The sequence below is a fragment of the Bacteroides sp. AF32-8BH genome, from assembly GCF_003435205.1.
GTDB lineage: Bacteria > Bacteroidota > Bacteroidia > Bacteroidales > Bacteroidaceae > Bacteroides > Bacteroides ovatus.
The window spans coordinates 81,126-94,040 of record NZ_QVLZ01000002.1 but is presented as its reverse complement, the minus strand read 5'-3'; the positions used below and the strand labels follow the sequence as shown (position 1 = coordinate 94,040).

General features: G+C 40.1%; 9 protein-coding genes. All 9 read right to left on the bottom strand.

Annotated elements, in window-relative coordinates; translation table 11 throughout:
* On the bottom strand, nucleotides 1-1,404 hold the full coding sequence (locus tag DWZ47_RS01775) for an MFS transporter (protein ID WP_117512173.1): 1,404 nt from the start codon (nucleotides 1,402-1,404) through the stop codon (nucleotides 1-3).
* A gap of 6 nt (nucleotides 1,405-1,410) precedes the next feature.
* Nucleotides 1,411-2,583, bottom strand: coding sequence for a glycosidase (locus DWZ47_RS01770; RefSeq protein WP_117512172.1), 1,173 nt, complete (start codon nucleotides 2,581-2,583; stop codon nucleotides 1,411-1,413).
* Between the two features lie 13 nt (nucleotides 2,584-2,596).
* Nucleotides 2,597-3,949: a DUF4038 domain-containing protein gene (locus tag DWZ47_RS01765; protein ID WP_117512171.1), complete on the bottom strand. Its 1,353-nt coding sequence runs from the start codon at nucleotides 3,947-3,949 to the stop codon at nucleotides 2,597-2,599.
* The gene (locus DWZ47_RS01760) at nucleotides 3,946-4,986 is read right to left on the bottom strand and encodes a glycoside hydrolase family 5 protein (RefSeq protein WP_117512170.1); all 1,041 of its coding nucleotides are present in this window, start codon (nucleotides 4,984-4,986) and stop codon (nucleotides 3,946-3,948) included. Before DWZ47_RS01760 ends, DWZ47_RS01765 begins: the two co-directional genes overlap by 4 nt.
* 30 nt (nucleotides 4,987-5,016) lie before the next feature.
* On the bottom strand, nucleotides 5,017-7,287 hold the full coding sequence (locus DWZ47_RS01755) for a GH92 family glycosyl hydrolase (protein WP_117512169.1): 2,271 nt from the start codon (nucleotides 7,285-7,287) through the stop codon (nucleotides 5,017-5,019).
* Between the two features lie 13 nt (nucleotides 7,288-7,300).
* Entirely contained in the window at nucleotides 7,301-9,439 is a 2,139-nt protein-coding gene (locus DWZ47_RS01750; protein ID WP_158570378.1) for a right-handed parallel beta-helix repeat-containing protein, read from the bottom strand.
* A 67-nt stretch (nucleotides 9,440-9,506) separates the two neighbouring features.
* Nucleotides 9,507-10,514 carry a glycoside hydrolase family 5 protein gene (locus DWZ47_RS01745; RefSeq protein ID WP_117512167.1) on the bottom strand — a complete coding sequence of 336 codons (1,008 nt, stop codon included), beginning with the start codon at nucleotides 10,512-10,514 and terminating at the stop codon, nucleotides 9,507-9,509.
* Nucleotides 10,515-10,591: 77 nt separating this feature from the next.
* Entirely contained in the window at nucleotides 10,592-11,671 is a 1,080-nt protein-coding gene (locus DWZ47_RS01740) for a glycoside hydrolase family 5 protein (RefSeq protein WP_117512166.1), read from the bottom strand.
* A 13-nt stretch (nucleotides 11,672-11,684) separates the two neighbouring features.
* The gene (locus DWZ47_RS01735; protein WP_117512165.1) at nucleotides 11,685-12,884 is read right to left on the bottom strand and encodes a glycan-binding surface protein; all 1,200 of its coding nucleotides are present in this window, start codon (nucleotides 12,882-12,884) and stop codon (nucleotides 11,685-11,687) included.
* Nucleotides 12,885-12,915 lie beyond the last annotated feature (31 nt).

The window sequence follows — 12,915 nt, the reverse complement described above, 5'->3', positions numbered from 1 at the left end:
TCAAACTTCTTTTCTACGGACTTCCAACTCTTTCGTAATCTCCGATATTTTCTTTTCATTTAACGGATATCCCGAAATGAATAAAACAGAAAATAATGTAGCACATGCAGGCAGAACGCTCATCATCAGGCAAATGCCAGTCAATGCTGTTTCCGTCTGAACCACATTTGCCTCAAAACCGAAATAGAACAATAGCCAGCCACTCAAAGAACCTCCTATCGTCCAACCAAGCTTTTGAGACATAGATGAAGATGAAAAGATTAACCCCGTCGCCCGACGTCCCGTTTTCCATTCCGAATAATCGGCTATATCTGCATACATGGACCACATCAGCGGCGAAACGATACCTGCACAGAAACTAATCAGAATCTGCATCGACAGGATAGCAACAACCATATCTTTAGGTAAGAAATAAAAAATAATACTCAATACCGTTGCAACCGCCATGGCAGAAAGAAATGTTAGTTTTTTACCTATCGCACGCGTCAGAGCCGGTACACATAAAATGCCGACGATATTAAAAGCCTGCCCCAGCACCAAATAAATAGTGATCAAAGTCAGTGACGCATCCATGATGGAAAACGACCATAAGTCCGCCCCCTCCACATAATATTTGAAATAAAACACAGCTGCACCATCACGCAAAGAGTTGAACACAAGCACCATCACGCTGGCTCCTAAAAGAATCCACCAAGGTTTATTCACTCCCAAATCTTTCAAATCACTCTTCAGAGAACTTTTCTTTTCAAGAATCGGACGAATCCGCTCCTTTGTCCACAGAAAAGTCAACAAGAACATACAAGTGGCCATAACAGCAAAAACGACGGCAGCCATCTGCCAACCGAAAGCCATTGAAGGTAAACCATCAACCAGCTTCATCCTACTAAAGAAGTCAGTCAATGGCTCAACTAATGCCAGAACGAGTATACTGCCCCCGAAAGCAAAAGTCATACGATAGGAAGAAAACTCCGTACGAGTCTGCGGATTGACCGACATGACTCCCAATAAAGATGCATATGGTACGTTAATCAAGGAATAAATCATCATCATCAACGTATAAGTAACATAAGCATAAACAATCTTAGCAGTTTCACTTTCCCCCCATGAAGAGAAAGTTAGGATTCCACAAATTCCAAACGGAACAGCCACCCACAACAGATAAGGCCGAAATTTCCCCCAACGACTTTCTGTACGATCTCCCAAAACACCGATAAAAGGATCCAGAAATGTATCCCAAATACGAGTAACCAAAAACATAGTACCCACCACTGCAGCCGAAAGTCCTATCACATCCGTGTAAAAGAACAACAGATACATAGTAAACAACTTCCAAAACATAGAAGAAGCCGCGTCCCCTAATCCATATCCAATCTTCTCCTTCAGTTTAATATGTTCATTTTCCATAACAACCTACTTTAAAGAAGCTAAATATGCCTTATTCTTATTCACTAACTTATATATATTCTGGACTGATTTTATTGAACGGAAATCATCTGCCGGTGTGTTGAAACAATAATCCAACAAATGTTCAATATCAGTTTCCGCCACATGCATACGGGTATCACATGAAGCATAATAAATATATACTTTATTCTCGTCTCTTATCCAGCCATTCGCAAACAACACGTTAGAAACGTCTCCCACTCTTTCTTCACCGACCGGAGCCATAAAATAACCGGCCGGTTCAGCTATCACCTCCGTCGGATCTTCCAACGAAGTAATATACAAATATAAAACATATCTCAAACCTGCAGCACACCCGCGCACACCATGAGCCAGATGCAACCACCCTTTTGAGGTTTTGATAGGATGCGGACCTTCTCCATTTTTCTGTTCCTTGATGGTATGATAAAAGCGGGAATTAATAATCTTTTCCTTTTTGACTTCGGCATGAGTAATATCATCAACGAGCGCCCATCCTATACCACCGCCATTTCCCGCATCTATAAATCCATCCTGCGGACGAGTATACAACGCATATTTACCATCCACAAACTCCGGATGCAGCACTACATTACGTTGCTGACTCTTCGTCACCAGGTCCGGTAAACGTTCCCAGTTTTTCAGATCTTTTGTTCGGGCAATTGCAGCAAATGCCACCGCCGAAGATAAATCTCCCGGACGGGCAGCCGGATCCTTGCGTTCCGCACAGAAAATTGCATAAATCCAGCCATCTTCATGAGCAGTGAGCCGGGCATCATACATATTTGTATCAGGAATCTCCGTTTCCGGCATCAGTACCGGAAAATCCCAAAACCTGAAACGGTCTACCGGACTATCGCTTTCAGCTATAGCAAAAAATGACTTACGGTCCATGCCTTCCACACGAACCATTAAATAATATTTACCATCCAACTTAATGGCACCAGAATTCATCACTGCATTAACTCCGATGCGTTCCTCCATAAAACGATTGGTTACCGGGTTAAAATCATAACGCCAGATCAATGGCGCATGATCAGCTGTCAATACAGGATATTTATAACGACAATAAATGCCGTTTGTCGTCTCCATCTGTATATTCTTACGAGTAAGCAATACTTCATGCTTAACTTTCAAGTCATTTAACATACAATTTTTCATAATACTATCCTTATCATTTTTCTAATATTAATACCCAATCTTCTTTTTCACTATTATCCGGCGTATTGATTTCCAAACTTACTCTTGAATCAATACCTCCCTCAAATATCAAGCCATTACGCGGGTTCATCCACCTTAAAGAATAGCAATCTGCTTTCCAATCCTTCAAGTTCAGTTTCCATCGCCCGCTTTCCGGGAAATAACACACTAAATAGTCATTTCCGCCAAAAGCCACAGCTTCATCAACTCCATCTTTTACACTACTTATCATCCCGAAAAATGTTTTTCCATTTTTAAAAGAAAACATATTCCACAAACGACGAAAGTAAATCAATTGTCCTGCACCTTCCAAATCAAGAGAATCATACCAGGGAATACGTGCTTCGCACATCGGAATATACTTAGCAGTATACATTTGCCAGACATTATTGCAACCATAAGTATAACCACATGCTCCGGACAACATACTCTGATACAAAGACTTTCGGACATCATATGCCATAAAACGTCCATCCTTCGGTCTGAAATTACGGGGTATGTCTTCATAGCGAGGTTCACCATCCATCACAGGTTTCCTCGGCTCCAGGAACAAATCCGGAAGTAGCAATCGGCGATAAATTTCATAAGACTCCTGGCAATGCCCGCTTTGAAACATATTAAAATCTAACCATGTTTCATTATGAAACCACATGGATGAAGAATGTTCTCCATGCGGATGATAAGTCATTAAATGCCGGGAGTCCTTTTCCCTGATACCTTCAGCCATTGCTTTCCAAATATCTTTGTTCTTCTCACCACCGCTTCTATCACCTCCTATTACCCAGATTATATTCGGATAAGAAACATAACGAGCTCCCAGAAAGCGACCGTATTCACGAGCGTTTTTTACATTAAACAGTTCCGGACCTCGCCCCCACTGTTTGTCGACTTTATCTCCCCATGTTGGTAACAAAGCCACATACAATCCTTTTGATGCCGCCATTTGGAGAATATAATCAACATGATCCAAATAATCAGTACTCAATGTAATGTTAGCCTCATCCGTCAACAGGGGCGTTCCCGATATAGTTGAGAAATCATCCAGCTCCGTCAGAATAACAGATTGAATTACAGTGAAACCTTTTAACCGGCGATTTTCCAAATAACGCTCTGCTTCCTCTCCACTCAAACGGGCAAACATCTCCCACGCCGTGTCTCCTAAATATAGAAACGGAGTCCCGTCTTCATGCTGCAAATACCGTTTACTGCAATCTACTTCAAGGTCTCCATGACTAAACGGAATCATATTTCCCCAGTCAGACACAGCAGGAAATGCCATAATCATAAATGAAGCCAGCAATAAATATGTCAGAAGTAACCGCTTCATTTTATAATATTCGCTTCTTTATACTTTTCCAGAATCTTTACTTGAGAACGCTCCACCCCTCCTTTATAGGTCGGAATCACCATAACTGCATCATCCGGCCACCAAGAGCCGGAAGCCCAGTATGTCCCATTGATACCGTTTGCAGACAAATAGGACAGAAAATTATCCAAAGTAACTTCCCAATCCGGATCATTCACCGGAATACCATATTCACCTATAAATCCTTTCAAACCATTCTCCTTTAACCACTCGACAAAAGGAGTGACTAGTTCCACCCCTTTATCAGGAGTACCCTCTTCTTCTTCGTAACTATATTTATATGTCCCCGAATTATCTTTATCAAAATAGCAATGAGCCTCATACAGCAATTTATCTGACGGGTCTTTCAAATACTTGAGTGTATCACTTACATGCTTCCATTTAGAAGCAGAACTCCAATGATTACCACCAACTATTATGGCCGTATTGGAATCTGACACACGAATAGAATCAATAGCTGACTGCGCCATACTAATCCAGAAAATATCTTCACCCAAATCATAAGGTTCGTTCATTAACCCATAACCATAAATATTCGTATAGTTTTTAAACTCATCGGCCATTTTCTTCCAGAATCCAGCATAATGTTCGTTAGTAATATCATCTTGCCCTATTATCTGTACTTTACCATTATGATATCTGCGGCAATAATTATGCATATCCAATATAACCTTCATATCCAATCGTTCGGCAGCCGTAACAAAATCCTTGATAGCCTGCAAATCCGGTGAGTGAAGTTTACCTCCCGGTTCATGCTGCAAACGCTCCCATTTAAAAGGCATACGGATCAGACTCAACCCTTTTTCTTGCCAATATTTCAAATCCTCCACAGTAGGATAACCATAATCCTTACCACACTCACCGGGAAAATTATTACCAAACTCGGCGCAAGCAATATTGATTCCGAAAGGTTCACCTTTCTGCTCTGGAGGAGTCTTAACCCCACAAGATACCAGTCCCAACAAACCTAAGCCACTCAATATAATTTTAACCTTCATATTTAATCATTTTATTGTTATAGAATACATTTATCTCATCCCCCATTTTGTCGGTTTGTCAGTCATTACTATTTCAAGCCGACCTCCGGATACAATATCCTGATGACTGAAAAAAGGTGTGTTCAATGATTTTCCGTTTAATGTTACCGACTGAATATATTTATTTTCCTCTGAATTATTCTTTGAAACGATAGTGAATGACTTATTATCCGCCAAGTTTATCACTACACGGTCAAATAACGGCCTCCCTATGGAGTATACAGGTTTACCCGGACAAACTTGATAAAATCCCATTGCATTTAGTATATACCATGCAGACATCTGTCCACAATCTTCATTACCGGACAATCCATCCGGTGTATCTTGATATAATTCTTTAAAAACTTGATCCACCAACTCCTGGGTTCGCCACGGCCTATTTACATAATTATACATATGAATAATATGATGACTCGGTTCATTTCCATGTGCATATTGCCCAATAAAGCCACTTATGTCAGCAGAAGCACTACTACCCTCCAGCCTGGAATCAATTGTGAATAAAGAATCCAATTTCTCAATGAATGCTTCTTTTCCATCCATTAGCTGCACTAAGCCATCAATATCATGAGGGACGAACCATGTCCATTGCCATGCATTGCCTTCACAATAATTATCACTGCGATGTGAAGAAGCTTTCGGATTAAAAGGAACATCCCATTTTCCTTTAGAATCGACTCCTCTCATAAAACGGACAGAAGGGTCGAAATACAATTTATAGGCTTTTGCCATGCGACTGTATTTCTCATAGTTCTTCTCGTCATTAACCGCCTTTGCCAGAATAGAAATGCAATAATCATCATAAGCATATTCCAACGCTTTTGCAACCGATTCATTCTCAAGATCACAAGGTATATAACCTACGGTGTCCTTATAATATTTGGCCATCGGCATCAAATGGTGCATAATCAACGGAGGACACTTAATTCCTGACATATCGAACTCCGCCGCCCGCAGACACGCATTATATGCCTCATGTAAGTCAAAATCCGAATACCCCTTCGTATAAGCGTCAGCTATTAATGAGACAGCATGATAACCGATCATTATCCCCGTATAGTTTGAAGCCAAATCCCACATCGGAAATATTCCCCCTTCTTTATGCTTTTGGAGCAATGAGTATATAAAATCATTATTCAATTGCGGATCAATAATAGAGAAAAGAGGATGAAGAGCACGAAACGTATCCCATAAAGAGAAAATAGTGTAAATAGGTTTCTGTACATCACCTTGATGATTTTCCAGATCCATTCCCCGATAACGTCCATCCACATCCATAAATAGATTCGGGCATATCGCTGTATGATACATAGCTGTGTAGAAGATTCTCCGGTGGGTATCATCCTTTGTGGCTATATCTATTTTAGACAAATATTTATCCCATTCCCGGGATGCTTTCTGACGGACACCCTCAAAATCCCATTCTGGAATTTCCTTTTCCAGATTCTGACGGGCCCCATTCATATCTACAGCCGAAATACCTATTTTCACCATCACTTGCTCATCCGGTTGAGTTTTGAATTTCAACAACGCCTTACAACGTGGCTGCCGTTTCCCGCCATGATCAATAATGGTATCTTCTATTATACGACATTCAAATGGCTTCGAACATTTCATATAGAAATTAATAGATTGCTCTGCCGCCCAATATGCAGTTAATTTATGTCCCCTGATTTCCGTTGTGCTGATCACTTCTATCTGCATATCCGAGTTAGTTTGATATTGGATGGAATAATCCAAATCCAGAATAAAACCGGCTTCATCACTTTTCGGGAAAGTATAACGATGCAATGCTGCACGTTTCGTAGCAGTAAGCTCTGTTTTCACATTATAACGATCCAGAAATACGGAATAATATCCCGGTCTGGCTATCTCATTATCATGCGAAAATCCCGAAGCGTAAGGAAGTACCTGACTCTTATTATCCTGTGGATTATATTCTTGTTTACCCACAGTTGGCATCAATAAAATATCCCCATAATCTGCACAACCTGTTCCGCTCAAATGGGTATGAGAAAAACCATTAATGATAGAATCTTCATAATAATATCCGGAACAAGCATCCCAACCATCTATACGTGTATCCGGACTGGGCTGGATCATTCCGAAAGGAACTACCGCTCCCGGAAATGTATGTCCGTGACCGCCAGTACCAATAAAAGGATCTACATAGTCAACATAACTTTTTTCTTTTGCGGTGGTAGATAATACTACCAGAAATGCAAATCCTGCACAACAATATATCCTATTTAACATTCTCATTTCACTGATTATTTTATTTGTTTAATCGAATTGAAGCCTTATATTCAAACTCACGCAAAATGTCAGAAGACAGTTGTGCCTTTTCTTTCCATTCTTTAGAACCATAAACACCTGCCTGTGAATAATCAAATGGAATAAAACCTATTTTCCTGACATTCTTTAATTTTTTAAATCTAAAATCATCATTCTCTGCATCTATAAATAAAGGAGAAGCTACCATCGAATCATTCTCTTTCTCTTTTTTCCATTGTTCCCATGGAAGTCCGTCAAAACGAAGTGCTCCATCTACACTCCAGTATAAATTAGACCCTATACAAATATTTCCTTCTTTCCAGGGACCAGATAACGTTTCTCCTTGCTTTTGCAATATAATATTATGCCGGAACGAAAAAGATAAATGCTTTTCCACACGAGTAAACTGTGCCTGATAATAAAAACCAAAAGCAAAAATATTATTTTCAATTATATTGTCCCGCCCATAATGTTGGTGAAATCCGCCACTTTTACAACGATAAACCAGATTATTACGCATGGTGATTCCTCTTGATCCCTCATCCGTATACAATCCCCAGCCACCATAATCATAAGAAAGAATATCATGGACTACATTATTGGAAACACTAGTACCCGGAGACTCTCCCAGCGTATAAATGGCTCCCATATCCGACAATTCTCCCCAGCCTATATGATGTACATGATTATATTCTATGATATTACGAACGGAAGGACTTGTCAGCGGAGCCTGATAATATTGTCCTACACCCCGTTTATTTAGAACAGAGGTCCATGAATCGGAAGTCTGGTTATATCCCCAAAACCAGCCTGAAGATATTCCCGAATAACGCAGATCGGCAATATCATTGTGTGTTATCCGGTTGTCGCTTGTATGGAAAAGAGCAATTCCTACCCCACAAGGCAGTTCACTTCCCATATGTTGCAAAATGCAATTATCGACTATATTCTCCCTAGATACCGGTTGTCCGTCTGATTGGAAAAAAGGTTCCCCGATCTTTATTCCTCCTGCACCAAAATCCGCTAAATAACAATGTTCAATCCTATTTCGATGACACCCACGTTTCAGCCATATCCCATAACTCCCCAGATGCATCAACTCACAGTTCACAAAAGAGACTCCCTCTGCATAATTTAATAATAAAGCCGCATCAGTAAAAGCGGCAGCCTGAACTGCATCCTCTCCATTATCCGGTAATAAATAAGAGGAATACTGAAATGAAATATTTTCAAAATGCAAATCACGAACTGGAGCATCTTCAGTCCCTTCCACAACCAATAGATGCTGCAAAGCCGGTGCCACACAAAAGGCCGTGGCCATATTTTCATTAGCCAATGGCATATAATAAATATAACCTGTCTGATGGTCCAGATACCACTCTCCCGGTTCATCCAGAGCCTTCATGTAATTAAACATCACATACCGGGAACCTGCAGTAATGGGATTCCAATCCTGCATTCCTTTCCCAGCCAAATAAACAAATCCAGAATCAGCATCTACATATTCAATATGTTTCTGTGTAATATCCCATTTATGATAAAAACGAAACTTCACTCTTGAAGCCTCATCTGCAGTCAATCCCTTCAATGAAGAAATATCTTGTGTATTTAATACCACGCGCTGAACTGCATAGTCCGCTGCACGAACTCCATTCACAAACGGAGTTTCGGAAGCATCTTTTACCGTATACCAGTCTTCATTCGGCGTACGCGCAAGAGTAGCCCGCCGACCGTTTATATAGAGCTGTTCAAAAGTAAATCCATATCTTACAACTTCCGGTACGTAAGCACGATAAAGCTTGTCTCCAAATGGCTCCCAACCATTGATGCATATACCTCCCAACAAACTAGATTTCTGTTCTCCAATTCCACGAAAAACAACAGGTCTTTTTAAACTTGTTTTAATCTGAACCGGACGGTCCAGATAGTAATCACCACTTTGTATGAGAATAGATAATGTATCCGTACGATTCATATCCGCACATCCTTTTTCCAATGCACAGTTTAATGAAAAGAGTGGCTTCTCTTTTGAACCATCATTGTTATCATTTCCCGTTGGAGACACATAAATCATTTGCTGACCATATATCTGGCACAACGAACCCAATAACAAACTTGCTAAAAATATAAGAATTTTCATAACCATTTATTTATCAGCCGGCAATCCCGACAGTATATCATTTGTCTAATACCCTATTTATTGATTTCTATCTCAAATTCTCATACACTTTATCCACCGTATTATAAAATCTTATCAATTCACGCGACTTTTGTCCCGCCGGCTTTATAACTTCAGTATCCCATCCACCTTCATAGCTTCCGCGGGGAAGTATCATGGAACAAGTTTCATTTTTATTAGAAATAGACCAGTTGACCCAGCTTATCCGGTTCTTTTCTAAGAAATCTGTCCATTTTTCCCATTCCGGAATATTCAGAAAACCATCTCCCGTATGTTCCATTCCCGCACATTCTGTAACAAAAAGAGGAAGATCCTTCTCTAAAGCCTTGGCAACACGACTCCGAAGCTCCTCTTTATGGCTAGCCGCATAAAAATGCAGGGAATACATGATATTCTCATACCCTACAATCGGATTATTGGCCACTATATCCACATGCTGGTCCCAAGAAGGAGTACCCACAATAATCAAGTTATCCGGATCATATTTCCGGATTTCGGCAATAACCTCTTCCGCATATTTTTTAATTCGCTCCCATGAATGTTCGTGAGTCGGTTCATTAAATATTTCATATATTATATGTGGATTCTTCCCGTACTTACGAGCCATAGATGCAAAAAATTGTTTGGCCAGTTCCGGGTAAAAATCATGCGCATGCCAATCAATGATAACATAAACATTTTCTTTTATAGAAGCTCTGACAACAGTCTCCACACAGTTCAGTGCAAACTCAGGGTTCACCAAATATCCGTCTTCCACTCCCTCATAAGCACCCATAGCAGCACGAATTACAGAACATTTCCAATCGTCTTTAAGCCATTTTACAGCCTTCTTGTTATAAAAACGGGGCCATAAATTATGCCAGCCCAAGCTTACCCCACGCAGAGAGATTGTGTCTCCTTGCCCGTTACATAAAAAGTGCCCTTTTACTTGAAGTTGTCCATGTATCTTTACCGGTTCCCAATTATTATTTCTGGCACTTCCATGTACTGAACAAAAGAAAAACAAAGCAACAATTACAAATGTCAGATACTTCATATTTTTGATTGATTTGAAAGTTTAAAATAAAAGCTGTTCCAACTGATTCCCCTGAAACAGCTTTTATTGATAAAAATTTAATTACTGGTCTTCAGATATTTCTCCAGAATTTTCATTTGAGGTCTGTCAACAGTATAATTATTGGTTGGCTGCACAGACAATGGATAATCGCCCCAACGGGGACCTGCCGACCAATACGTACCATTAATACCATTATCCGATAAGAACTTCAAGGCCCTGTCAAGTACATCAAGCCAACGACCGTCATTATCAGGCACCCCGTATTCTCCGACAAAACCTCTTTTCCCATTTTGTTTTATCCAGTCTACAAAAGGAGTCAAACGGGTAATGCCAATATCCAGAGTCGCACCGTCTTCTGCATAACTCAAGTTGTAATTACCAGAAGCATCAGCATCAAAATAAGTATGAGCCTGATATATCAGATTATTATATGGGTCAACCAGATTCTTCAAATTATCACTATATCTCACCCATCTGCTTGCGGAAGCATACTCATCCCCACAAACAACAATCGGTGTTTGCGTATCAATCTCACGTATAGCCGTTATGCAAGCCTGTGCTATATTAAACCAAGGAGTAGTAGACAACATACTATAGGGTTCATTCATGATATCATATCCCCAAATATTTGTATAGCCCTTAAATTCCACTGCCAGTCTCTTCCACACATCACAAAAATGATTGACCGTACAATTCACCGAACCAATAATGGCATATTGATTATCATTCGAGTTTTGACCGTTTGAATAAATACAATAGCGACCAAAATTGTGCATATCCAACAAAACCTGTATACCCATACTTTCTGCAAGACTCACGAAACTCTTCATCTTGTCCAATTCTACCGAATTCAGTTCTTTTCCCAATTCCGGTTGAATACGTTCCCAACGGAATGGAAACCGAATCAATCCGAATCCTTTCTTTTTTACATATGCCAAATCATCACGTGACGGATATCCATAGTGAGTACCGTCAATCCCCGGATAAACTGCCGCAAACTCAACTCCTGACATATTAACACCAAAATATAAATCAGACCGTAACTGATTGTCCTCATCTCTTTCGTCATCCGAAGAACAGGAATTTAGTGACAAGAACATGACAATGGCCCCCAATATAATTTTCAATCGTATCATAATAATTCTATTTTTAACGTTTTACAAATCTGAAATTACAGAAACTTACATCAAACACTTGTTCAGATGAAGGAGAGAATATAATTTTAAAAGGCAATTGGCTTTCTGAACTAGTTCCATCAGGGATCAGTTGATGTCCGTCACCATCAGTGGAGGTAACCGGAATACGTGCGGTCATCCATTTACCATACGTATTAATAGGCACGCCGTTAGCGGCTGGTTCCCAAACATAATCACCCAACACGAAACGGGCAGCAGAAGAGATCGGATAAGCAGATGATGTATTCATTTCAAATCTAAGATCATACGAGGTCAAATCAGAAACGACTTCTTGCGGAACACTAATGCGACCGTCCCGTAGCACCATCCAACCCCACGCTCCAACAGTTCCTTCAAAACGAACATAGTTCATACCCTCCGCAAGTGGCGCCGGGTCCTCTCCCTCTACAATATTTGAAGCAGTGTACAAAAAGTCTTTAGGAGAATCCGGATATTTGTTCGAATGTGTATATGCATCGGGACCCGGCCAATTATTAAAATCAAATAATTGGGAAACACCTTCATCTGCATAAGTCAGATAAACCGGTTCCTTCATTTCACTACCCTGAATAGACAAACGGGTACCCGGACGGGCATTTGCAGGAATCTGTAATGTAATATCCGTACGGGAGGCCGCTAGAATATTTATCGGAGTATCACCCAAACGAATATTGGCTGCTTCCGCAGTAATTCCGTAAAGATCGAAATTATCACCTGAAATAATCGTTGTATCACCCGGTTGCGCAAACTCATTATACAAACCTCCAATTGTTAGCTCAGGAACAGTAACAGTCAAAGAAGTACTCGTCGAACCATTTACAGTTGTTATATATACCATATTTGTCACTTCGGAAGGTAATTTACGAGGGATAGGCGCAAGAATAGCTTCATATGAGGAATAAGTTTCTTTCGGATCAACCTCTATGTCATTGAATTTCAACGATTTCAAATCACCCAAATTAGAACCCTCGATACGTACTACTTGTTCAAATGCCGCCGTTGTAATAGGCATCTCACCCTCTGTAGCTAAAACGATACGTTCGACAACCGGCGCACCAGTAGAAGGTATATTTTCTTTTGCTAACACTTTATCCACCTCCACTATATCCGTACACGATGATACCAATAGTAAGACAGTAGTAATAGATGCATAAATATATCCAAATGTTTTCATCTTGTTTTCACTTGTTTAATTGATTATCTAT

Coding starts and splice junctions, on each gene's coding strand:
- DWZ47_RS01775 (WP_117512173.1), bottom strand. CDS start 1,404: ATGGAAAATGAACATATTAAACTGAAGGAGAAGATTGGATATGGATTA.
- DWZ47_RS01770 (WP_117512172.1), bottom strand. CDS start 2,583: ATGAAAAATTGTATGTTAAATGACTTGAAAGTTAAGCATGAAGTATTG.
- DWZ47_RS01765 (WP_117512171.1), bottom strand. CDS start 3,949: ATGAAGCGGTTACTTCTGACATATTTATTGCTGGCTTCATTTATGATT.
- DWZ47_RS01760 (WP_117512170.1), bottom strand. CDS start 4,986: ATGAAGGTTAAAATTATATTGAGTGGCTTAGGTTTGTTGGGACTGGTA.
- DWZ47_RS01755 (WP_117512169.1), bottom strand. CDS start 7,287: ATGAGAATGTTAAATAGGATATATTGTTGTGCAGGATTTGCATTTCTG.
- DWZ47_RS01750 (WP_158570378.1), bottom strand. CDS start 9,439: ATGAAAATTCTTATATTTTTAGCAAGTTTGTTATTGGGTTCGTTGTGC.
- DWZ47_RS01745 (WP_117512167.1), bottom strand. CDS start 10,514: ATGAAGTATCTGACATTTGTAATTGTTGCTTTGTTTTTCTTTTGTTCA.
- DWZ47_RS01740 (WP_117512166.1), bottom strand. CDS start 11,671: ATGATACGATTGAAAATTATATTGGGGGCCATTGTCATGTTCTTGTCA.
- DWZ47_RS01735 (WP_117512165.1), bottom strand. CDS start 12,884: ATGAAAACATTTGGATATATTTATGCATCTATTACTACTGTCTTACTA.